This window comes from Granulicatella sp. HMSC31F03 (assembly GCF_001807725.1).
In the GTDB taxonomy this organism is placed as follows: Bacteria; Bacillota; Bacilli; order Lactobacillales; family Aerococcaceae; genus Granulicatella; species Granulicatella adiacens.
The window spans coordinates 1-23,844 of record NZ_KV790871.1; the positions used below are offsets into that span (position 1 = coordinate 1).

The window sequence follows — 23,844 nt, forward strand, 5'->3', positions numbered from 1 at the left end:
AATTTCTTCATCAACACTATTTGACAAAGAGCCTATTTTTTAAACAAAAAATCAATCATTTTAGATAAAAAACAATACCACATCAACAGATTTGTTGATGTGGTATTGTTTTTACAATCCTTTAAATTTTTTTGGACGATCTGTAGGGATTTTCGTAGCAGCATGTTTTTGTAACCAAACAATATGATACCATCGATTAAATTTGCAACCACAATTTTCAAAACGTCCACATTCTTTAAAGCCTAAATATTGGTGATAAGATAAGCTATTATTAGTTAAATACTCATCCTCTACTTCTGGCACCGCCACACAAGCGTATATGTTTTGATAGCCTAATTTCAATAATTGTTTTTCAAGTTCTGTATATAATAACTTTCCAAAACCTTTTCTTTGATGTTCTAGGCTGATATAAATACTAACCTCTGTTGACCAGTCAAATGCTGCCCTTTGAGAAAATCTCCCAGCATATGCATAACCAACAATCTCTTTCTCCTCCTCTAAGACTAAATAAGGAAAAGCCCCCAATGTTTTAGCAATACGCTCTTGAAATTCCTCTACACTAGGAACTACTTCTTCAAACGTTATGGCCGTATTTAAGACATATGGTGCATAAATTTCTTGAATATAACGAGCATCCTCTACTGTTGCAACTCTTATATTTGTATTACCCATTCACTGTTACTAATTCCACAGGAGGAACATTGGCTCCTTGTAGTAATTTTTGAATAGGACATACACGTTCAGCAGCCTCTAGAATTTCTTTAGCTAATTTTTCTTCCCTTGTTGGCATTAAAACTCGGACTGAAGGTAAGAATAAATACCCTTCTCCAACAGGATCTTTTGTTAAATCCACTTTCACTTCGACTCTACATTGATGTTCTAAATTCAAACCTTTTTCAACAATACCAATGGAAGCATTTAGACAAGTCGCATAAGCCAGTGCAAATAATTGCTCAGGATTGGTTCCTTTTTTTTCGCTTAAAGGAGATGAAATTTCGACTTCCCAATTTTTATCACCATTTCCCTCAATAAATGATTTCCCATTTAACGCATCCACGTTCACAGCTGTTGTAGTATAAATAATTTTTTCCATAAAATCACCCCTAATGTTTTTATGATTGAAGAATAGCACATTTGTAACAAAAAAAGCTATCATAACAACTTGTTACGATAGCTCTTTTGGGGTTATAACCATTCTCTATATTTTTTTATATATGCTTTTTTAACAACCGTTACGAGGAACATGTATCCTGCGATAATGAGAATTAATGCAAGGAAGTATAGCCCGTTTAGCGGTGCAAGCTTTAATGGTGCTGCTAGTTTTGTGTAAGGAAGAACCGTTACAACAAATAAAGCGAATAAAGAAGTCACTAGCAATGAGAACGCTGGTTTTGATTGTACAAATGGTAGTTTTGGCGAACGTAACATATAAATCACCATTGTTTGTGACCACATAGATTCAATGAACCAACCTGTTTGGAAAACCATCAAGAAGAATGCTGGATTCGTAGATGACGCATAACTGCTTCCAGTAATCATTGGTGCAATTCCAAAGAACATCACTGCAAAAGTAATGATGTCGAAGATAGAACTGGTTGGTCCAAACCAAGCCATAAATCGTGTGATAGAGCTTGCTGTCCATGCGCGTGGTTGTTTTAAGAAATCTGCGTCAACATTATCAAACGGTAATGCCACACAGCTTAAATCATAGATTAAGTTCAATACAATTAAGTGAACTGGTGCCATTGGTAAAAATGGTAAGAAAATACTTGCGAACAATACAGAGAAGATATTTCCGAAGTTTGATGAAACGGTCATCTTAATGTATTTTGTCATGTTCGCATAGACTTTACGACCTTCAATCAATCCTTTTTCAAGAACGAGTAAGTCCTTATCTAATAGAACAACATCTGCGACTTCTTTGGCAATATCCACGGCACTATCCACAGAAATTCCAACGTCAGCCACTTTTAGGGATGGAGCATCATTGATACCGTCTCCCATATAGCCAATCTTGTGACCTTTGCCTTTTAGTAAATGAATAATGCGTGCCTTTTGTTCTGGAGATAGTTTTGCAAAAATGGTTGTTTCTTCAGCAACTGCTGCTAACTCTTCATCGCTCATATTTTCGATTTCTGTACCAAGTAAGACTTTATCCACCGGTAGTCCTACTTTTTCACAGACCGTTAGCGTTACTTTTTCATTATCACCTGTAAGAATCTTCGTCGTTACGCCATGCTCTTTCAACGCTTGAATCGCTGGTGCTGCAGAAGGTTTTGGTGGATCAAGAAAGGCTAGGTATCCCATTAGAATCATATTCGATTCATCTTCCACTGTGAAGGAATAGCTAGTATCTTGATATTTCTTTTGACTCACCCCAAGGACGCGAAGTCCTTGTTCGTTTAAGCTGCTCACTGCTTCTAGGATGGATTCGCGAATTTTATCCGTAATTGGGTGAACCACATCTCCGTCTTTTACATGAGTAGAGATGCTAAGCATTTCTTCTAGTGCTCCTTTTGTTACGAGCACCGCTTCATCGTCTTCTTTCACGATAACGCTCATACGACGACGTTCGAAGTCAAATGGCAACTCATCAATCTTTTGGTAACGTGTTGCTAAATTTTGTAGATCTTCGTGTTCGTCGGCTTCTTTTTCTGTACGTGTAATGATGGCACGGTCTAATAAGTTTTTAAGTCCTGTTTGGAAGTAGCTGTTTAAATACGCAATTTTCAATACGCCCATATCTAGATTTGCGTGAATATCTAATGGGTATTCAAGAATAATTTCATCTTGTGTGAGCGTACCTGTTTTATCAGTACAGAGAATATCGATAGCCCCTAAATCTTGAATGGCATTTAATTTTTTAATAATGACTTTTTCTTTGGCCATGATCACTGCCCCTTTTGCAAGGCTGGCTGTAATAATCATTGGCAACATTTCTGGAGTTAATCCCACGGCAACACTTAAGGCAAATACCCCTGCTTCTAACCAGTCGCCGTCTGTTAATCCGTTAATCAAGAATACAACTGGTACTAAGACAAGCATTAAGCGAATCAAGAGCCATGAGATTTTATTCATTTCTTTCTCGAAACTTGTTTGTTCTTCGAAAGTATTAAGTGTTTTTTCGATACGACCAATCATCGTATCATTCCCTGTGACTAAAATAACTGCTAAAGCACTACCGCTGACAACGTTTGAGCCCATAAACACAAATCGTTCGCTCTCGAGTGCTTGTTTTTTCTTTTCTTCTTCATCTGGAACCCAGATTGATTTTTTCTCAACAGATTCACTTTCACCAGTCAAGCTGGATTGTTGGATAAAGAAGTCACGTGTTTCTAATAATAATGCATCCGCTGGTAACATGTCCCCAGCGCTTAATTTAATAATATCTCCAACTACTAAATCTTCAATCGGAACTTCCATCTGTTCGCCATCTCGAATAACCGTTGCTGTATTGACGATTAGACTAGATAAGTTACTAGCCGCCTTGTCACTTTTCATTTCTTGCACAAATCGAATCGTTCCTGACACAGCCACGAGCACCACGATAATGATGGAAGTTGTTGGGTCTGCTTCACCTGGTTTTGCTAGAATCACATTCGTGAATAATGAGATTACCGCAATCACTAATAGAATTACCGTAAATGGATTGATAATAGACTCATAAATCTTTTTCCAAATTGAATCTTCTTTAGCCTTTGTAATTTTGTTTTCTCCATATGTTTCACGGAGTGTTTCTACTTGTTCTTCAGTGAGTCCTTTTACAGATGTGCCTAACGCTTCTAGGACCTCTGCCATTGGACTCATTAGTGCTAAATCGAATCTTTCTTTTGCTGTTTTCATAGTCTTCACCTCGTTTTTAATTTAGGCGAAGCTCCGGGTGATCATCGCACTCTTCCCTTCGCTCTTTGATTTTTTTCGTTCGACTCTCCGGTCCTGGCATATGATCACCCTCTTTCTAGAAATTTTAGGCAAATGAAAAAGCACCTTGTCACAGCTTAGACGCGACAAGATGCTTACTAAATAAACAATTCTTATATTCTCGTCCAAGCTTTAACATCATGGAGCGATGAAATGACATTAGTCTCTGCCTTCACGACAGAGGCTGCTGACCAACGAATAGTGTCTCCACTATTTTGCGGTAGTCATCCGTATCTCCATGGTAGTCTCACCTACCGATTTACTATATTCAAGGTAACATTAAAAATGCTATTTGTCAAAGAAACGATTTCAAAAAACATGTATATTCGAACTTATTAGTAGTATAATGAAATAGAAATGGAGGGATTTCAATGAAGAAACTGATAGCATCATTCTTGATAGCTCTTACTTTAGGGGGCTGTTCACTTTTCCAAAAGAAAGAAGACTCGAACACAACAACTCAAACACAAACTCAATCCACAACTACTAGAACGTCCAGTACATCAACTACAAAACAAACCAAAACTAGTACTACAGCGGAACCTACTACTGTGGTTTCAACAACAATAGAACAAAAAGAAGCAACCGTACCAGTTCCAGAAACTGTATCTACTGAAAAAGTTGTTATCCCAGCGGAGCAACCAAAACCATCCTCAATGGATCTTCAAGCAATAAAACAAGGAGACTTCCGAAGCGTAGAGGGAACTTGGAGAAACTCAGCTGGTTGGGAAATTCACATCGACAAAGAAGGAAAAATTTCAAGTAGCCATGGTGATTTGAAAGTTGGAATTACTAAACAACAATACCAAGAAGGGCTTCTCAACTGGATTATGGTTCCGGAAAACAATGAGAATACTTTTGTTGGAGGTGCGGTATTCTCCTTCATTCCCCAAAATGTAGAATTGACTTATGGCTTACTTCCTGGTGAAAAAGATCAATCGGACATTTCAAAAGATCGTATTTTCGGGACACAAACAGTTACTGATGGCAAAACCGTTAAAAACATGATGTATTACAAAGTGGATTAATCTATATAGCACTGTATTCAACGAATGAATGCAGTGTTTTTTTAACACAGAGAAACGGATACCTCCTATTGGAAGTACCCGTTTTTTGTTATGGTTCACTTATAAATAAGATTTCTAGCAATCGTCCTCTTAATTCGTCATCTTCATGATGTAAGATATTAATGATTTCATTCGCATCTTTAGCATTGACTAATCGACGATATAAGTGTTCTTTCGTTTCGTATGGAAGGTGCGCATTCTTGAGTACTTGGAAGATCGCCTCGTTTCGATTTACCGTTTGTTTTTCGCCCACTGTAAACTCAACAGTCGCATTTTTATTTTCCAATTCAACGACAACATCTTGGCTTCCTTGAACATGAACACGGTGAATTCTGTTTACTGGAAGGATGCCTGTTTCCCCTTCAACAGTTAATTGGATAGTACCTAAATTCCAATCAACAGATAATGTCGTTACACAACGAGCGCCATCTAAGTCTTCCACCATATCAAATGAATGATGGGTTCCTGGGAAGACATACCAGTCGATAACTTCAGGTAAATCTACCCCCATATTCACACCAGAACCATCTAATGGAACAATCGCCCCTTCCTTGGCAAATACAGGAATTGATTCGATATCTCGATAAATATCAAGCACTACTTCTCCTGCATACTCTCTTCCCGTGAAGAAGTCGTACCATTTTCCTTCAGGGAACCATACTTGAACTTTTGCGGATTGGTAATCTTTGTTCATTGGTTCTGTGATTGGAGCAACCATTAACTCGCTACCGAAGAAGTATTGATTTGGCACACGGTAACTTTCTTCATTTTCAGGATAGAAATAGTACATCGGACTCACAAGTGGTGCGCCCTCTTCATGCGTTGCCACATTCATCGTGTAGAGATATGGAAGTAATTGGTGTCTTAGACGTAAATAATGCTTCATGATTTCTGCTGTATTCTTCGTAAAGAACCATGGTTCCTTACTATTAAATGGACTATTAGTACTATGAAGTCGTGTAATCGGACTAAAGACGCCATATTGTAACCAGCGAATTTGTAATTCTTCATCATAATAACCGCCCATATGTCCGCCAATATCATGACTCCACCAGCTATAACCAATATTAGACGCTGTTGATGTAAAATAAGGTTGGAATTTAAGAGACTCCCAAGTTATAAAAGCGTCTCCAGAAAATCCAACTGGATAACGATGGCTTCCTGGTCCAGCATAACGAGACAAGATTAATCCGCCATCTTTTCTCTTACAATTATCGACATAATGATAATGATTCAATAACCACAATGGATCTTGTACCCCTTGCGTTCCTTGTTGCCAGTCAATCCACCAGAAATCAACCCCTTGTTCTTCTAATGGATAATGAACATCTTTAAAGTAAGATTCTCTAAAACGTGGATCTGCAATATCAAAAATAGCAGCTTCTTCACTGGCTGCATCTAATCCTAGACGTTTTGCAACAGCTGGATACGCATCTTCATACGCTCGAATACCATCAGCTGGATGGACATTTAGAGAAAGTTTTAATTTCTTATCATGCAGTTTCTTTAATAATTTTTCCGGCTCTGGAATGAGTTCTCGGTTCCAAGAATATCCTGTCCACCCACTACCGAAGCGTTCTGGAATCTTCGTGATATGCCAGTCCATATCTAACACGCCCACCGCAAGCGGAACTTGTTCATCTTCAAAACGTTCAACGAGACTTAAATACTCGTCGGCAGTATACGCCCAATAACGACTCCACCAGTTTCCTAAGGCATAGCGTGGCAATAATGGAGTTGCACCTGTTAAATGATAAAAGTCTCTAATTGCTCCTCTATAGTCGTGACCATAAGCAAAGACGTAAAGGTCCACTTCGCTTTCTTTTTTGATAAAACCTTCTTTTTCGTCACTGATAAATCCATTCGAATCATCTAAAATGGCATAACCACTCTTACTAATAATACCATCTTCTAATTCTATAGCTCCGTTCGCTTGGTCAAGGGTTCTCGTTGTTCCTTTTAATGTTTCAATTGGTTCACCAAAGTACCATCGGCTTCCGAAAATAAAGAACTGACCCTTTAATGCAATAAATAGATTTTGATTATTGAATTCGCCTTTGTTATAGCGCAAACGGAAGAAGTTCGTATTAATATCTAATAACTCTGGTGTTTCTGTTGCTTCAACCTCTACCTCTCCAAAGTCTCTGTTTTGGATTAATTGCGTATGTCTATCTTCGAACTGCCCATTATTTGAATATTCTAACCGAATGAGTTTATCTGTTAGAACGCTGATACGATAAAAATCTCCTTTAAAAATTTTCATCTTGTTTACCTCCATTGCTTAATTTATATGCCTTTTTAAACATTTTACTCGTTACTTTTACATTTAATAATGCCCAGATTGCAAATCCCCCAAAAGTGAAAACGTAAATTGCCGTCAATAATCTCTCCGGTGTATTCACACTCATGTACACTACAGCGCAGTTAAATAGAATCAATAGAATTGCTCGTAACGGATCTAAAATACAAACGAAAATGCTATTGATAACACTGGCTTTTAAACTATTTTCAAATAATCCGATATAGGGTAAGAGAATGGCAACGCCTAATATCACAAGCATTCCAACTGGCGCTAGAAGCAATAATCCATATCCATTCAAGAAGTTTGTATTCGAAAAAATACTGTAGTTCAAAAATAGTAGAACTCCAAGTAGCACGAGAGCTGCCCAAATGACAGTAGCTTGCTTAAAGTTGGATTTAAAAATGCGAAAATAATGATAAATAATATCGCCATCATCGCCCTTTAAAATCCGATGTAACATCGTATTTAGAGATGTCACAGATGCTCCCATCGTCACCAAAGGAATACTTGTGATAATAAATAATGTGTTCAATAGAATCAAATTGGTAATGAGCGTTAGCCCTCTAACGAGTGGCCCATCTATTCGAAATAGTTTTTGCAATGAAATCACCGTACCTATATGAGAAAAAGGAAGCGAGAAAGATTTTTCTTCAATCTCGCTCCCTCTACTCATTGTATTTTAAACGTTTCAGTTGGGGTATTAGTTAAATTGTGATTATTTAACTTCTTTTTGATAACGGTCATATGCGTCTTGTTGAATCTTGATGAATTCATCCAATCCCATATTTTTAAGATTTGCTAAGTAAGATTCCCATTCTGTTTCAATTCCGCCATCAACTACCCATTTAGAAGCTTGTTGTTTAACGTAAGAATTAATACTTACGTATAGAGAAGCTAATTGGTTAAGTTCTTCTTGAGAATAAGTTACATTAGGGTATGCTGGTAAAGCATATTGTTTTAATTCTTGGTCCATCTTCAATTTCAAACCGTCACCTTGAGTTTGGTCGATTTCAACACGATTGTTGATATCATCACTCACATACTTAGGTCCAAAGTCACGAAGAGAATTAATCCAAGCAAATTCATCGGCAGATTTACCGTCTTTTGGAGGTAATACTTTATATTTGTCGCCATCTTTTTCAGTACCAATTCCAAATGAACCATAGAAGTTTTGGATACTTGCATCATCAGTATAGAATTTATCGAACCATTGTAATAATTTAGCAGGGTCCTTAGCTTTTGTTGTCACTAACAATTCATTACGTCCATAGTTGTAGTGATCTGGGTCTGAAGAAACATACCCTTTTCCATCAGGACCTTTTATCGCTGGTAAAGGAACATATTCGCTTGCATGTAAGCCAAATGTAGCATCAGCAGTCCAACCACTTGAAACACCTACTCTAGATACTGATTTATCCATACGTTTTGCAACACTCATAGATGAATCTTCAGTGAAGATTTCAGGGTCAATTAACCCTTTCTTGTATGCTTCATGCATTGCTGCAATCCCTTGTTTATAACTTTCTTCTGTACGAAGATATACAGGTTTTCCATCTTTAACAGACATTTCATAAGTGTTATCTGCACCTAAGCGGTTATTAAATGGCATGATATAAGAAAATGTTGGGTCAAAGTTACCTGAACCAAATGGGATTTCGTCCGTTGGATCTCCATTACCGTTTGCGTCTTTATCTTTGAATTCTTGAAGAACTTTTACTAATTCATCATAAGTTTCAGGTACTTTTAACCCTAAATTATCAAGCCATTTTTTATTAATAAATAGTTGGTTTGCTACTGTCGGACGCATTGGTAACTTCTTAGGAAGACTATAAATATGTCCATCAGGAGATGTAATCATCGCTTTTAATCTTGGTTCTTTTTCCATTGCCTTCGTTAAATTAGGCATATTTTCTTTAATTAAATCTTCTAGAGGAATGAATAAAGATTGGTTTTGAGCAATTTCAGCATCCGTAAATGCGTTTGAACCTAAGAATGCATCAGGTAGGTCACCACTTGCAATTAAAACAGATTTTTTATCTGTCCAATCTGCTGCAATAAGAGTATCCCAGTTAATTTGAATACCAGCTTCTTTTGCAGAATCATCAATAAATCCTTTATGGTAATCTTCACCCCAGTCAGACCATCTAACTGTTGTAATTTTATAAGTATTCTGATCTGATTTTTCGTCATTCGACTTGGTTGTTGAATTTGAGCAAGCTGCTAGTCCAATAAGTGTAGCTGCTGCTAAAAACATATACTTCATTTTATTGATTTTCATAATATCTCTCCTATTCTTTTAGAGCACCAATCATAACACCTTGATTGAAATATTTTTGGACAAATGGATAAAGCAACATAATTGGAGCCGTTGAAATTACAATCGCTGCATATTTCATCATATCGGCTTTAATACGAAGCTCGGATGCAAGTTCCCCTGTTGCCTGAGATTGCATCATTTGATTACTAATTAATAATCGTCTTAAAATTAATTGCAATGGTTGCAATTCTTCTTTCGTTAAATAAATCAAAGCGTTGAACCAAGAGTTCCAAATACCAACTGCTGTCCATAAACCAATTACTGCAATAATAGCTTTTGATAAAGGAACCACGATTTTGAAGAAATAACGAATCGTTCCGCATCCATCAATTTGAGCGGCTTCCCACATTCCTTCTGGGATACTGTTATTGAAGAATGTTCTTGCAACGATGATGTTATAACAAGATACTGCAAATGGAATCACCATTACCCAGAATGAATCGACAAGTCCTACACTCTTCACTGTTAAGTAGATTGGAATCAATCCACCTGAAACAAACATTGGAACAATGTAGAGAACGCTGATCCATTTTTTACCGAGTAGGTCACGTCTAGATAATGCGTATCCAGCAGGGATATTGATTAGTAGAGCAAATAAAGTCCCAACTACTGTATATAAAATCGTATTGAGATAACTTCTTAAGAACAGTGGTTGTTCAATTAACCGAAGGTATCCATCTAATTTCCATTCATGGGGAATGAACCATACTTTACCATTGGCTACATCAGCAGGATTACTAAAAGAAGCAATCACAACGAACCACAATGGGTATACGATTAATAATATTAACAAGATTGCAAAACCGTAAATCAATACGTCAAAAAACAAATCTGATTTTGATTTTCTTGAAACCTTAAACCATTTCACGGTAAGACCACCCTCCTTTTAAAATAGTCCTGTTTTGGTATATCGTTTAGAAAACCAATTGACAGATAAAAGAATGATTAAGTTGACTACAGTATTGAATAATCCGATTGCTGTAGAGTAACTGTATTGGAAGTTAATCATCCCAACTTTATATACGTAAGTCGAAATCACCTCACTTCCAGCTAAGTTCAATGGATTTTGTAATAGTAATACTTTTTCAAAACCGATACTCAATAAGCTACCGGCTCTTAAAATCAATAGAATCATTGCTGTTGGTAAAAGTAATGGCAAGTCAATGTTGAGAATCTTTTGTATACGACTAGCCCCGTCCATCGTAGCTGCTTCGTAATACGTTGGGTCGATGGCAGATAAAGCTGCTAAGTAAATAATGCTGTCCCACCCAATGTGTTGCCAAACATCACTCCATACATAAACGCCAGCAAAACTATCTGGTTTTGCTAATAAGTTCGGCATCGTCCATCCAAGTGATTTAAAGATATTAGCAAGTAACCCACTATTTGGTGATAAGAATAAAATGATCATCCCACACATAACCATTGTTGAAATAAAGTGCGGTAGATAGGTGGTTACTTGAAAGACCTTTTTGAATTTTCCTGTTCTTATTTGATTACATAAGAGCGCTAGTAAGATTGGTAATGGAAACCCCACGAGAATGCTATAAATTGAAATCTTTAATGTGTTCATCATCGTTGTTCCGAATTGAACTGATTTAAAGAATTGGGTGAAATATTTAAATCCTGCCCACGGGCTATTTAAAATTCCGTTAGCTGGTGAGTAATCTTTAAAAGCAATTACAAGCCCTAACATTGGGATATATGCAAACATTATAAGTAAAATAATTGAAGGAAATAGAAGCACATATAAAGGAATGTTGCTTTTTATTCTTCTTTTTTGTAATGTGGTTAAATCTTTCATAATTTCCCTCCTGTTTAAATATCTGTCATTATTTTATAAAATAAAACGCTTTCTTTATATCATTATTTCGATAAGAAGTATTCACTATTCAGACAATATTTCAAATATTTATATCACTTTTCCGACATCTTCTTAATTCATATCGTTTTTTGACAACTTTTGTGATAGTGTTATACTTGAGAAGTGAGGTAATAGTTATGAAACTACATAGTATTCTATCTAAAAGACATTCTTTTAAATTTTTCTTTCAAGTATTATTAGTCCTTCTTATCCTCATTACAGTGATTAGTCTCTTTGTCAGCAATGCCACAAGAGATTTTATTAAGAATCAAAATATTCAACAGTTGACGAGTTCTATTGAGATTTACGCCAATGGACTTAATGATGAAATGCGTTCCGTCGAACGCTTTTTGTATTCAACCATCACACACGATGAGGGATTAGAAGAGCTGAATGAGCCACAAAGTTACATGGATTATGAGCAAACCGTTAGAAAAGTACAGACAACTTTTAATGATTATGAATACCAACACGAAACGCATATGTCGTTTTTAGTAGCTACAGAAGGTACGCATCATTTTCTGAGTGCATCCACTCTCTATATTCCCTATCAAGATTACTTATATTTAAAAAACAATATCATTTCGTTTAGAAATAATACTGACGACCGTAAATGGCAACCCATTATTATTAATGATACGGAATACTTAATTAAAGTCGTTCATTATAAAGAGAAAACAATTATGGCAATTATCTCAGCAGATGACATTCTAACGCCACTTAGAAAACTAAATATCGGAAAAAAAGGACAAATATCATTAAAAGAGCCAAAGGATTTATCGCCTTCAACTCACTTGATTGAGGCTGATAGCGAACGGACTCAACTACCTTTTGATATTTATGTAGCAGTTGACTACACAGATGTATTTAAGAGCATCGTTCTTTTTGAAGTCTTGATCGCCATTGTTCCAATTCTCATTGCGATAGCTTCTCTTGTGTTGATTATATTCATTCGAAACAGAATGTTGAACCCGATTACACGTTTAACAGATCGTCTTTTACGCATCGATGAATCAACATCGATATATGACATTACTTCTTCTGAAGGGATTTTGGAAATCGATACTGCAAATGATAAATTGAGCCAAGTACTATTCGATATGCAAGAGTTAAAAATCCGTGAGTACCATGCTCAGTTGGAATTAAAAAAGGTCGAACTTAACTACTTAAAGAGTCAAATTCGCCCTCACTTTTATTTAAATATGCTCTCTATGATTCACAGTATGCTTCAAACGAAGAACTATAAAGAAATCGAAGAGTTAACTATTTTAACATCTGACTACTTACGATACCTCTTTATGGTGGATCAAGACTTCTCACCGCTCAAGAAAGAAATCCAACATATTAAAGACTACTTGGAGATTCAGCGCATTCGTTATGGGAATCATATCGATTTTGCGTTAACATTCGACGAAAGACTACAAAATGCATTGGTCCCTTCTCTCTTACTTCAGACATTTGTTGAGAATACGATTAAGCACGGTTTCTCTTTCCAAGATGGAATCGTCATTAACCTTTCTCTTCAAAAACGAATAGTTGATGAGAAGCCTTATATTGAGATTTGTGTTAAAGACAATGGCCCAGGATTCTCGAGGGAAATTCTAAGCAAACTTAAAAATATGGAATCATTAATATCTGAAGACGGACACCATATTGGGATTACAAACGCGATTGAACGACTCAATCTTTTATATTCGAATGATTATACAATTACGTTTGAAAATAACGACACAAGCGGTGCCAGAATTGATGTTCTAGTTCCTTATAAAGAGTTGAAAGGAGATTCTAATGAATATACTACTCGTTGATGATGACCGTTTTATCATCGAAGCGTTACGTGAAAAAATCCGTTGGGATCGATTAAAAATCAATAACGTCTATGTGGCTAACAGTCTCTCTCAGGCTCAAGCAATCATTAAAGAAAATCCTATTCACCTAATGATTAGCGATATTGAGATGCCTCAAGGAAGTGGTCTTGAACTGCTCTCTTGGGTGAGAAATGAAAATTACGATATCAAAACTATTTTTTTAACGAACTATGCAGATTTCAACTACGCACAAAAAGCAATTGAATTGCAAAGTTTTGAATACTACTTAAAACCGATTAACTTCGAAAAATTAGAGTTTATTATTCAAAAAGCACTTGATAAGATTACAGAGCAGCGTCCACAAGCCTCACACGAAACTGCGTTCCAAACTGAAAACAATTTCTGGTTTGAATATTTAAGAAAACCACGCATTCACCGTCTGGAAGAACTGCAATCTGAACTTCTAAAGCGGAATTTAAATTTAAAGGAACATCAGTATTTTCTAACAGGCGTGATTACATTAAATATTAGTGAGGCAGATTACGCTCCGGAAATCCCATCATGGACCTCTCAATTAAGAAAGGTATTACAAGCCTTTTCTAATGAGAGGTATCAACTAGCAAGCATGTTTAAGATGGAAGGTCTTGTCGACCATTACGTTTGCTTCTTTAGAGTGGATAGTTCTATCAATAGTGAGGAATTTGCAAGAAAAATCCAACAAGAAATTCTGAATAAATTACATCGCAATTCAATTTTAACGTTCAAAAGTTGCTTCCAATGTAAAACTATTTTACAAGAGGTTAAAGAACTCTACTCAGCAACAGGGCAACAAGTTCCTTATTGGAATACTATTATCCCAGTTTCTTCTGACGTTGACGTTTTACAGAAAAAAGAAGTTGCAATCAACTCCATCACCTTCTCGGATTCATTAGACGAATCCGAATTAACAAAGAGTCTCTTACACTATATTTCAAACGGAATGATACCAAAAGTCATCTTACAAAAGTTACATCTGGACTGGACGCAACAAATCGGGATTTACTTAGACCAAAACGGGATTTCAGCACATAAGCTATTTCAAAATGCTCAGCATGATTTTCTATTCCAAAGAAAATTTCATTCGATTGAATCTTTTGGGGAATACTTCACTTACTATTGGTCTCATGCGAGAAATTTCGTAACAGATGCAGAGAATCAAAAAAATAGCATCCAACGTATCATCGAATATATCGACCATCACTACAAAGAAGACTTAAGCCGAAGCACTTTGGCTGATATGGTTTATCTTAGCGCGGATCACCTAGCTCGAATCTTTAAGAAAGAAACAGGTGAAACTTTGGTCAAATATATTACGGATAAACGCATCAATGCTTCTAAAGAATTACTATCAGGAACGAAAACGCCTATTGCACAAGTAGCCTCTGAAGTCGGATATGATAATTACTCTTATTTCACGAAAATCTTTAAAGAGAAAATTGGTGTTTCTCCTGGGGACTACAGAAAACAGCATACAGATTAAATAATAAAAAAGAGCTAGTTCAAATGAACTAGCTCTTTTCATATTAGTTTTCTCTTTTTTTCACTTTTCCATTCCATGCTTCAAAACCATGTTTTAAAATAAAGATATTTGTATATCCATTTTTCTTTAGACGATAGGCACAACGACCTGCAATAGAAACGCCCTCTTCATACAAATAGATTGGTTGGTCTTTACGCAATTCCATGAAACGTTCTTTAAATTGAGAATATGGAATGTTACGCGCTCCTAAAATATGAGCAGCTTTAAATTCATCTTTTTCACGGACATCAATCAATTGCCCGTGGCGTAAATCTTTACCAAACTCTTCTGCACTCACTACTTTAGCAGATGATTGACGCATCCAGATTAATACAAATAAATAAATTCCATAGGCCATAAATAAAGCCCAAACGATATACCACATGAGACTTAACTCCTTTAATAAATATTTAATCAGACAAGAGATATTGTATCATGTTTCTTTTAATCTTTCAAAAGCACTAAAGAAGCTGCTCCAATGACTCCTGCATCGTTCCCAAGTTCAGCTAAACGTAAATGTGTTGTTTCGCGTACTTGTGGGAAAACTAATTGTTCGTATTCTTTTCGAACGCCTTCTAGCAAGAACTCTCCTGCTGCGCTCACTCCACCACCAATGACGATGAATGATGGATTTAACATATTGGCAACATGTGAACATGCAATTCCTAAATATTTAGAAAAATGACGAATCACGATTAAGGCTAAAGGATCATTTTGTTTAGCCAAATCAAATACGTCTTTAGCACTGACATCTTGCCCATCATCGATTCTTGCTTTTAATTCTGAATCGCCTGCATATTCGTCGGCATAACGACGCGCTAAGTTCACAATTCCTGTTGCACTTGCCACGGTTTCAAGACAGCCTTTTTTACCGCAAGTACATGCAAAAGGTCGGTCACTAAAATCTACCGTAATGTGTCCAAGTTCTCCACCAGCACCAGCAACACCATGAATCAAGCGATTTTCAGCGATAATCCCACCACCAACACCTGTTCCAAGTGTAAAGAAGGTTACATCTGGCTGGTCTCCACCAGCACCCATCCATTTTTCACCTAATGCTGCTACGTTGGCATCATTATCAATGAAGAACGGAAGGCTGAGTGCTCCTTCGATTTTTTCTTTCAATGGTTGTAATGTTTTCCAGTTTAAGTTGTAGGCACCGATCACTGTACCATTTTCTCTATCCACAACACCTGGAGAACCCATCCCGATTCCAGCAAAGTTTTCATTTGTTAGTCCTAATAATTCTAAACGATGACGAATCGACTCAATGATGTCCTCTACAATATGACTTCCTTCGTCTAAAATATTTGTAGGGATCGACCATTTTTGTTGAACTTCACCTTCAAGTGAAATAATCGCAAATTTGATGGACGTTCCGCCCAAATCAATACCAATAATTTTCTTTTCCATTGTATTCACTCCATGAAACTTGTATATGCTTTCATTATAACAGCATTATCTTTTCATTCCTAGCCAAAATAGTAAAAATGCGATGACAAAATACGCTACAATTCCAGCAATGCGTGAAGCAGGTTTTGTCAGGCGGTCGCCTCTAAAGCTAATCGCCAACATCACTAAATATCCACCAACGAGTCCTCCTAAGTGCCCATAGTTATCGACGGCTGAATTAATAAATCCAAGGACAATATTGATAACGATAAGTCCTGCGTATTGCATTCCCATTTGCCTAAAAGAACGAATGTAGCCGTGTTTTCGTGATAAATAAACTACAGCTCCCATAAGTCCAAAGAGTGCCGTACTTGCCCCCGCAGATATACTTGATGAAAAAGCAAAACTAGCCAGGTTTCCCATGATTCCTGATAACAGATATACCACAAGGAATCTCCAGTGACCAATTTCATATTCCATCTGACGGCCAATCATATATAAGAAAACACTGTTAAATAAAATATGTTCCAATCCAATATGTAAGAAAATTGGGGTGAGAAACCGATAATATTCATGTTGATAAATGATATACGGATTGAATTTCGCCCCGAAATTAACAAGAACTTGTCCATTCGTGCTACCACCTGCAAGCGTCATTACGATAAATAATGCTGCTTGAATCGCTAAAAATAAATAAGTAAAGCTGAAGCTCTCGTTGAAATTGCGCTTCATGCGTTCTAATTTCCATGGATTGATTTTAAACATCTCGAACCACTCCTTCACTTGTAATAATCGTTGGAATATGAATGTCCGTTTCAAATACTGGCCAGTCGACAACAGGAGTCACCTGAGTTGTATATGCTAGCGAGAGAATACGATAATCGTCCACCTTTTGCAAGGTTCTATCGTAATAGCCACCGCCAAATCCAATACGATCTCCTTTAGTGCTATACAGTAATCCAGGAACAATCACTAAATCTAAATCTTTGGCTTCAAATAGCGGATGCGCGCTATCAATCACTGGCTCTAGGGCTCCATACGACGTACGTTTAAAGGTTGTTTGTTCATTCCACTCTACAAACACTAATGTCTTATCGGGCATTGTGACTGGAGCAAAAACTTTTTTACCTGCACTTCTAGCCTCTTGAACGACCAAGTCTAATTGAAATTCAATTCTCATTGGCATCGTTACAGCGATTGTTTTAGCCTCAATCCATTGTGGCATTCCTTTCAGCCACTCTACTACCCGTCTTTCTTCTGCGCGTCGTTTCCCTGGAGTCATTTCTTCGAGTATTCTCTTTTGCTGAGCGCGTTTCAAGTTCTTCACGTCTTTTTGATACGTCTCAAAGAGTTCTGTGAATAACTTCAAGAATTCGAGTTCTACCGCGCGCATGCTTCTTTCTTCCAAAATTGGACTGCTGAGTAATGGCGCTTTTTCCATGATTGGTTCGTCCGTTAAAATCACAGGCAATTCATTAGAGAGCATTTCATGATCAATCGCCCACACTTTTGTCCATTCTTTTTCTTCTAAATGTTGCAAGAAGAATTTCTCTTTAATCACTTCAAATAAGTTATTTTCAATTACTTCATACTCTGGCAACTGATTTTTCACAGGACGAATTAAATCAGCGATATAAGCTTCTGTCGCATCATGCAATAGACACGCAAGGACCGTTCCTGTTTGGTATCCTCTAGCAATAGCTTCTTGTGCGCAGTTAATGCTATGCAATCCTACTGAATAAAAGAAACGAAGATGTCCATTTCCTCGACATATCATACTTAAGGCATGCGCGATATCTTCAATGGCTACGTTGTCTGGTACCATTTCAAGCGGATTAAACACGCGACCTGTATATGTATTCATCAATAATTTTTTGTCTTCCATACGTTCCTCCATGGTTGATGTCAGTTTATTTTATCATTGAATTCACGCGATTTAAAAGGATTTAGGCATTTCTTAATGATTCTATTTATTATGATTGTCTCTTCTCAACATAGAAAAAGATTCCTTCGAAGTCTTACGGATATCTTCATAATAGCTGTAACGTTGCACCGGTGTAAGCCAAAGTCTTACACCTTCGAAGCTTCAAACGGGAGTAAGACCAAAGACAAAACAGGACTCACAGTGTGAGTCCTGTTTGCTTTGTAGTCTTACCCCCGCAAGGCTGATTAGAATTAAGCGAATCACAAGTGATGAAGCTTGATTCAATCAGCTACTGCGTCTACCTTTATAAAGTTTTTAACTACGAAGTAAACTCTTTCTCCCTTACATTCGATGCTCTTCACGTTACTGCTATTATAGAATCCGTAAGCTTCTCCGGAATCTTTTCTTTCTAAGAAGGAAAGTCAATAAAAAACACAGATTAGCAGAAATGCTAATCTGTGTTTTTCTAAATCACTTTTGTTCGTGTCTTTCACGATAAAGCTCAATCAACTCTTGAGCTAACAATTGAACTAATTCCGTTGAAGCCATTTGGTCTTCGGCATGCATGAACAATAATGAGAATTCTGTTTTTTCTCCGCCTGCTTCTTTTTGAATCAGCTCTGCGTGAATTTTATGCGCCTCGACGAAGGCTTCTTCTGCTTCCACAAGTTTTACATTTGCGTCTTCAAAAAAACCTTTTTTAGCCAATTGAATCGCTTCTACAAAAGAGGATTTGGCTGCACCACTATTGGCAATCAGCTGGAAACAGATGAGTTCCATTTCTTCTGTCATTTTATTCTCCTATCAATGTAAGTGCTTGGTCTAATACTTTTGGACCGTTCATCATTCCGTAGTCACGCATATCGATGGCTTCTACTGGAATATCCCCTGCGATTTCTTTTACTGCAGGCAACTCATAACGAATTTGTGGTCCAATGAGAATAACATCTGCTTCATGGATATTCTTTTTCGCTTCTGTAATGGATTTTGCTTCGATAGAAACTTCAATTCCACGTTCAGTCGCACTTTGTTGCATTTTTTTAACGAGCATACTTGTCGACATGCCTGCATTACATACTAATAAAATTTGTTTCATAATCTTATCCCTTCATTTCTTGTTCCACAACTTTGTCATGAACTTTGATAAATGGAATGTATAGAAGAACTCCAAGTGCAAAGATGACTAATTGAACGAGAACTGCTCTGAAGTCCCCTGCTGTTGCTAACCATGCATTTAAGAAGACTGGTGTTGTCCAAGGAACTTGTACAAATGCTGGGCTCATGAAGCCTGCAACTGTTGCTAAGTAGCTGATTAAAATACCAAGAGCTGGAACTGCGATAAATGGAATCGCTAATGAAATGTTGTAAACGATTGGGTAACCGAATAATACAGGTTCATTGATATTGAAGAGTCCAGGTCCAAATGATAATTTAGCTACGTTTTTAGAAGCAGCATTTCGGCTTACTAAGAATGTTGCAACTAATAAACATAATGTAGATCCACTACCACCCATTAAAGCAAATGTTTGAACTTGAGATAAGTTGATGATGTGTGGAATCGCTTGTCCATTGTTTGCTGCAGTGATGTTTTCTGTAATGTTAATTAATAGTAATGGTTCTAGAATTGCACTGTAAATAACGGCTTGGTGAATCCCAAATAGCCATAACATATTTCCTAGAGAGTAAATAATGATTACCCCAATTAAGCTTGTACCAATATGACGAATTGGTTCTTGGATGAAGACTGTAATAATTGAGATTAAGTTTGTTCCAAATAAGTTGAATAATAATGCTGATACAACCCCAAATAATGAAATAACGGTCATTACTGGAAGTAATACGCTGAATGATTTACCAACTGCTGGTGGAATGTTGTCACCAAGATTAATTTGTAATGCTTTGACACTTGATAATTTGATGAATAGTTCTGTTGCAAGAATCGCTACGATAACCCCTGCAAACATTGCGCCTGTACCTGTGTTGTTAAATGAAAGAACGCCTGAAATATTTACGGCATCCTTTGCACCATCAGGAACTGCAGAAACTGTATTTGGCATCATAACAATTAAAGAAACTAATGATAGCATTGATGCTGCCAATGGGTTTTCAAAATCTCTGTTTTTCGCTAAGAAATAACCGACCATTACGGCGATAATAATTCCTGAAATGCTTAAAGTACCGTTTGCGATTGTAATACCCCAATATTGGAATTTCGTTAATGTATCCCCTTCAAAAATCCACTTAAATACTGTGTTGTTCAAAAGAACAATTAAACCTGCCAAAATATATAATGGCATTACTGTCGCAAATGCATCTCTTAGGGTTTTTAAATGAATTTGGTTCCCCAATCTACCAGCAAACGCGGCAAATTTGTCAATAAATTTCGAGTTTTTCATCTGAATATCTCCTCTCTTTATTCCTCGACTTCTACTTCAAATCCGTTATTGTCACTAACGTTGCGATACCATCTTCCACTACTCTTGATGGTTCTCTTTTGCGTTTCTAAATCTACAGAAATAAATCCATAACGATTCTTGTACGCATTATTCCAAGACCAGCAATCAAAAGCAGTCCATGTATGATATCCAAAACAGTTGCTACCTTCTTCAATCGCTTTATGTAGCCAAGTGAGATGTTCTTCGTAAAATTCAATACGATACACATCATCGATGACTCCATTTTCTCCAATGAAGCGACCTTCGTTTTCCACACCCATCCCGTTCTCACTAATGAACCATGGGATATTGCCATATTCTTCCTTCACAATCATGGCGATATCATAAATGGCTTTCGGGAAGATTTCCCATCCACGATATGGATTCATGCGACGTTCAGGCCATTCATACTCTTTGAAGTATTGGTCTGGCATCCAAGGTGTTTTGTACTCCTCAGGATTTGGTTGCGCTTGAACGCGTTTTGGATGATAGTAATTCACTCCAAGAAAATCGACTGTATTTTCTCGAATGAGCTGCAATTCCTCTTCAGTATGACTCCACAACACACCGTCCTCCTCTAGTTTTTTCACCAAGGTTTCAGGGAATGTTCCCTTCACCGCTGGATTCAAGAAGACTCTGTTAAAGAAATCATTTGTAAATTGACTTGCTGCTATATCTTCTGGAGAATCACTTCTTGGGTAAGCCGGCGTCAAGTTCAAAATAATCCCAATCTTACCCTCCAATCCTAATGTGCGATACAGTTGAATCACTTTGGCACTTGCAAGATTTAGATTATAAATCACTTGAACAGCTTCTTTCCCTTTCCCTTTTAGGTTCGGATAATGGAATGCATATAAGTATCCTGCTTCTGGAATGACCATTGGCTCATTGAAAGTTGTCCAGTAATGAATCTTATCGCCAAAACATTCGAACGCAGTCTTGGTAAACTTCACGAATAAGTCCACGACATGTTTACTTTCCCAACCGCCATATTGTTGAAGCAATTCAACTGGCAAATCGAAATGATGTAAATTCAGTACAAGTTCAATATCGTTTTTCTTCGCTTCTTCAATAACAGCGTTGTAAAATTCCACAGCCTTTGGATTAGCTTCACCCGTTTCGAAGTCTTTAATCAAACGGCTCCATTGAATCGATGTCCGGAATGAATTAAATCCAATCTCCTTCATCAAACGAAAATCTTCAGGATACGTATGATAAAAATCACTCGCCACATCTGGACCGACGCCATTAAAGAAAGCTTCTGGAGCCGTTCTAAACCAGTAATCCATCACATTTTCATGTGCCTTATCGAATTGTCCTTCTGTCTGCGGTCCACTTGAAGCAGCACCCCACCAAAACCCTTGAGGGAAACTCAATTGTTTCTTCATAATTAACCTCCTTTCTGTAAGCTCTTTCACGTATAGTATATCACAATTTAAATATTTGTCTAGACAATATTTATGAATAGTATTCAAATTGTTGATTTTGCCTATTCATTCTACATTTGTTATAATATGGCTAAGTTTAGAGAAAGGATGACATTCGATGAGCGTAAAATATTTACAGATTTATCATGCGATTCGTGAAAAGATTTTAAGTAACGAATACGCCATTAACCAACAATTACCTGATGAAATCACATTAACGAAAGAATTTAATAGCAGTCGAATGACGGTCAAGAAGGCATTAGACTTACTCGTCTCTGAAGGACTCATCTTCCGAAAACGTGGCCAAGGTACATTTGTCCTCTCTCGTGGTACGTTGAAACGAAAACTCATCGTTCCAGAACGCGATATTAAAGGACTGACGAAGATTTCTGAGGATTCACACTCCACTGTTGAATCCAAGATTATCCACTTCAAATTAGAGTTTGCCTCTGAATTTCTAGCAGAAAAATTACAAGTGCCCTTGCAAAGTCCTATATACAACATTCACCGTCTTCGCATTATCGACGGCAAGCCGTACGTATTAGAACAAACCTATATGAGTACAAGCGTCATTCCAGGGATTACGGAAGAAGTTTTATTAAACTCCATCTATCAATATATTGAAGGTCCATTAGGCTTGCGCATTGCAAGTGCTACTAAAATCTTACGTGCAGCACCTAGTTCAGAAGATGAGCAAGACTATTTACAACTCCTTCCAACAGAACCTGTCTTTGAAGTAGAACAAGTGGCCTATTTGGATAACGGAACTCCATTTGAGTACTCGATTAGCCGTCATAGATACGATCTATTTGAATTTAATTCATTTGCACTAAGACATTCATCATAGGAGGCATAATTATGACAAAACCAATCTTTTTAAATGCTGTTCTTCAAGAGAAAATTTGGGGAGGAACAAAACTAAATTCTCTTTTTAATTTCACTCTCCCTTCTGAGAAAACAGGAGAAGCGTGGATTATCAGCGCACATCCAAATGGAATTTCAACGATAAAAAGCCCTGCAGAATATGCAGGACAAGGGTTGGATGAACTCTATAAAACACATCCAGAACTCTTTAATGGCCAACAATTAGCAAGCTTCCCTCTTCTGATTAAGTTACTAGATGCATCCGATGACTTATCAATTCAAGTGCATCCAGATGACAAATATGCGCTGGAACATGAAGGTGAATATGGGAAAAATGAATGCTGGTATGTCGTACAAGCAGAGCCAGGCGCAAAAATTGTCTACGGACATACGGCGATGACTCCTGAAGAATTTGCAGAGAAAATCGATAATGAAGCATGGAACGACCTGTTCACTGAAGTTCCTGTTAAAGAAGGCGATTTCTTCGATGTTCCAAGCGGGACGATTCACGCAATTGGCGGCGGTATTGTGATTCTTGAAACGCAACAAAATTCAGACACAACTTATCGCGTCTATGACTACAACCGCACTGACGATGCTGGTAACCCTCGTCCTCTGCATATTCAACAAACAAAAGATGTTACAACGATTCCGCATAGTGTCCCAACAACTAACCACCAAATGGTGACGACTGAAGCAGGAACAAGAACGACTTTTGTAGAAAATAAATTCTTCACCGTTTGGAAATACGATATTAACGGCGACTACAGCGATGCCCTCTCTTCTACTTATCATCTTGTGACGGTGTTAGACGGAAAAGGGACGCTCACAGTCGATGGAACACAGTATCCAATCCAAAAAGCAGATTCCTTTATTCTTCCTTCTGGAACACCTACACTTCAAATCAACGGATCTGTACAACTGATTGTGTCTCAATCAAACCAATAAAAACGAAAAAAGGTCAA

At 37.2% G+C, this 23,844-nt stretch carries 21 protein-coding genes and 1 riboswitch; of the genes, 5 read left to right on the forward strand and 16 right to left on the reverse strand.

Annotated elements, in window-relative coordinates; translation table 11 throughout:
• Positions 1 to 111: 111 nt before the first annotated feature.
• The 3 genes from HMPREF3106_RS08440 to mgtA form a co-directional block, all read right to left on the reverse strand.
• Complete coding sequence (locus HMPREF3106_RS08440) at positions 112 to 672, reverse strand: GNAT family N-acetyltransferase (protein ID WP_070438894.1); 561 nt, start codon at positions 670 to 672, stop codon at positions 112 to 114.
• Entirely contained in the window at positions 665 to 1,093 is a 429-nt protein-coding gene (locus HMPREF3106_RS08445; protein ID WP_070438897.1) for an OsmC family protein, read from the reverse strand. The genes HMPREF3106_RS08440 and HMPREF3106_RS08445 overlap by 8 nt, the downstream gene beginning before the upstream one ends.
• Positions 1,094 to 1,185: 92 nt before the next feature.
• On the reverse strand, positions 1,186 to 3,843 hold the full coding sequence (mgtA, locus tag HMPREF3106_RS08450) for a magnesium-translocating P-type ATPase (RefSeq protein WP_070445870.1): 2,658 nt from the start codon (positions 3,841 to 3,843) through the stop codon (positions 1,186 to 1,188).
• Positions 3,844 to 4,031: 188 nt separating this feature from the next.
• A riboswitch (M-box (ykoK) riboswitch) is annotated at positions 4,032 to 4,187 on the reverse strand.
• A gap of 105 nt (positions 4,188 to 4,292) precedes the next feature.
• On the opposite strand from mgtA, the gene HMPREF3106_RS08455 reads away from it, so the two are divergent.
• Complete coding sequence (locus HMPREF3106_RS08455; RefSeq protein ID WP_070438900.1) at positions 4,293 to 4,949, forward strand: DUF6287 domain-containing protein; 657 nt, start codon at positions 4,293 to 4,295, stop codon at positions 4,947 to 4,949.
• 88 nt (positions 4,950 to 5,037) lie between these two features.
• Here HMPREF3106_RS08455 and HMPREF3106_RS08460 read toward each other — a convergent pair whose 3' ends face one another.
• The 5 genes from HMPREF3106_RS08460 to HMPREF3106_RS08480 form a co-directional block, all read right to left on the reverse strand.
• Positions 5,038 to 7,251 (reverse strand): TIM-barrel domain-containing protein, encoded by a 2,214-nt coding sequence (locus tag HMPREF3106_RS08460; RefSeq protein WP_039848728.1) that lies wholly within the window; start codon positions 7,249 to 7,251, stop codon positions 5,038 to 5,040.
• On the reverse strand, positions 7,238 to 7,900 hold the full coding sequence (locus HMPREF3106_RS08465) for a DUF624 domain-containing protein (protein WP_263090887.1): 663 nt from the start codon (positions 7,898 to 7,900) through the stop codon (positions 7,238 to 7,240). The genes HMPREF3106_RS08460 and HMPREF3106_RS08465 overlap by 14 nt, the downstream gene beginning before the upstream one ends.
• A gap of 105 nt (positions 7,901 to 8,005) precedes the next feature.
• Entirely contained in the window at positions 8,006 to 9,568 is a 1,563-nt protein-coding gene (locus HMPREF3106_RS08470) for a type 2 periplasmic-binding domain-containing protein (RefSeq protein ID WP_005605061.1), read from the reverse strand.
• A gap of 10 nt (positions 9,569 to 9,578) precedes the next feature.
• Positions 9,579 to 10,475 carry a carbohydrate ABC transporter permease gene (locus HMPREF3106_RS08475; RefSeq protein WP_070445873.1) on the reverse strand — a complete coding sequence of 299 codons (897 nt, stop codon included), beginning with the start codon at positions 10,473 to 10,475 and terminating at the stop codon, positions 9,579 to 9,581.
• An 18-nt stretch (positions 10,476 to 10,493) separates the two neighbouring features.
• Positions 10,494 to 11,411: an ABC transporter permease gene (locus tag HMPREF3106_RS08480; RefSeq protein ID WP_005605058.1), complete on the reverse strand. Its 918-nt coding sequence runs from the start codon at positions 11,409 to 11,411 to the stop codon at positions 10,494 to 10,496.
• A 197-nt stretch (positions 11,412 to 11,608) separates the two neighbouring features.
• Here HMPREF3106_RS08480 and HMPREF3106_RS08485 point away from each other — a divergent pair, with 197 nt between their 5' ends.
• Together HMPREF3106_RS08485 and HMPREF3106_RS08490 are read left to right on the forward strand one after the other, a co-directional pair.
• A complete protein-coding gene (locus tag HMPREF3106_RS08485; RefSeq protein WP_070445875.1) occupies positions 11,609 to 13,279 on the forward strand; it encodes a sensor histidine kinase in 1,671 nt (556 codons plus the stop codon).
• Positions 13,260 to 14,798 carry a helix-turn-helix domain-containing protein gene (locus HMPREF3106_RS08490; RefSeq protein ID WP_070445878.1) on the forward strand — a complete coding sequence of 513 codons (1,539 nt, stop codon included), beginning with the start codon at positions 13,260 to 13,262 and terminating at the stop codon, positions 14,796 to 14,798. The genes HMPREF3106_RS08485 and HMPREF3106_RS08490 overlap by 20 nt, the downstream gene beginning before the upstream one ends.
• A 43-nt stretch (positions 14,799 to 14,841) precedes the next feature.
• Here HMPREF3106_RS08490 and HMPREF3106_RS08495 read toward each other — a convergent pair whose 3' ends face one another.
• The 8 genes from HMPREF3106_RS08495 to HMPREF3106_RS08530 all read right to left on the reverse strand — a co-directional run bounded on the left by HMPREF3106_RS08495 (position 14,842) and on the right by HMPREF3106_RS08530 (position 21,976).
• The gene (locus HMPREF3106_RS08495; protein ID WP_005605055.1) at positions 14,842 to 15,222 is read right to left on the reverse strand and encodes a rhodanese-like domain-containing protein; all 381 of its coding nucleotides are present in this window, start codon (positions 15,220 to 15,222) and stop codon (positions 14,842 to 14,844) included.
• Positions 15,223 to 15,281: 59 nt separating this feature from the next.
• Entirely contained in the window at positions 15,282 to 16,250 is a 969-nt protein-coding gene (locus tag HMPREF3106_RS08500) for an ROK family glucokinase (protein ID WP_005605054.1), read from the reverse strand.
• Between the two features lie 45 nt (positions 16,251 to 16,295).
• On the reverse strand, positions 16,296 to 16,994 hold the full coding sequence (locus tag HMPREF3106_RS08505; RefSeq protein ID WP_005605053.1) for a rhomboid family intramembrane serine protease: 699 nt from the start codon (positions 16,992 to 16,994) through the stop codon (positions 16,296 to 16,298).
• Positions 16,987 to 18,114, reverse strand: a complete 1,128-nt coding sequence (locus HMPREF3106_RS08510) for a 5-formyltetrahydrofolate cyclo-ligase (protein ID WP_050755079.1) — start codon at positions 18,112 to 18,114, stop codon at positions 16,987 to 16,989. Before HMPREF3106_RS08510 ends, HMPREF3106_RS08505 begins: the two co-directional genes overlap by 8 nt.
• A 510-nt stretch (positions 18,115 to 18,624) precedes the next feature.
• Positions 18,625 to 18,945 (reverse strand): PTS sugar transporter subunit IIA, encoded by a 321-nt coding sequence (locus HMPREF3106_RS08515; protein ID WP_049555785.1) that lies wholly within the window; start codon positions 18,943 to 18,945, stop codon positions 18,625 to 18,627.
• Between the two features lies 1 nt (position 18,946).
• Entirely contained in the window at positions 18,947 to 19,249 is a 303-nt protein-coding gene (locus HMPREF3106_RS08520) for a PTS sugar transporter subunit IIB (protein ID WP_049555786.1), read from the reverse strand.
• A gap of 4 nt (positions 19,250 to 19,253) precedes the next feature.
• The gene (locus HMPREF3106_RS08525) at positions 19,254 to 20,549 is read right to left on the reverse strand and encodes a PTS sugar transporter subunit IIC (RefSeq protein WP_005605038.1); all 1,296 of its coding nucleotides are present in this window, start codon (positions 20,547 to 20,549) and stop codon (positions 19,254 to 19,256) included.
• A 17-nt stretch (positions 20,550 to 20,566) separates the two neighbouring features.
• Positions 20,567 to 21,976, reverse strand: coding sequence for a glycoside hydrolase family 1 protein (locus HMPREF3106_RS08530; protein WP_039848727.1), 1,410 nt, complete (start codon positions 21,974 to 21,976; stop codon positions 20,567 to 20,569).
• 157 nt (positions 21,977 to 22,133) lie between these two features.
• On the opposite strand from HMPREF3106_RS08530, the gene HMPREF3106_RS08535 reads away from it, so the two are divergent.
• A complete protein-coding gene (locus HMPREF3106_RS08535) occupies positions 22,134 to 22,862 on the forward strand; it encodes a GntR family transcriptional regulator (RefSeq protein WP_070445880.1) in 729 nt (242 codons plus the stop codon).
• 11 nt (positions 22,863 to 22,873) lie between these two features.
• Positions 22,874 to 23,827, forward strand: coding sequence for a type I phosphomannose isomerase catalytic subunit (locus HMPREF3106_RS08540; RefSeq protein ID WP_070445883.1), 954 nt, complete (start codon positions 22,874 to 22,876; stop codon positions 23,825 to 23,827).
• Positions 23,828 to 23,844 lie beyond the last annotated feature (17 nt).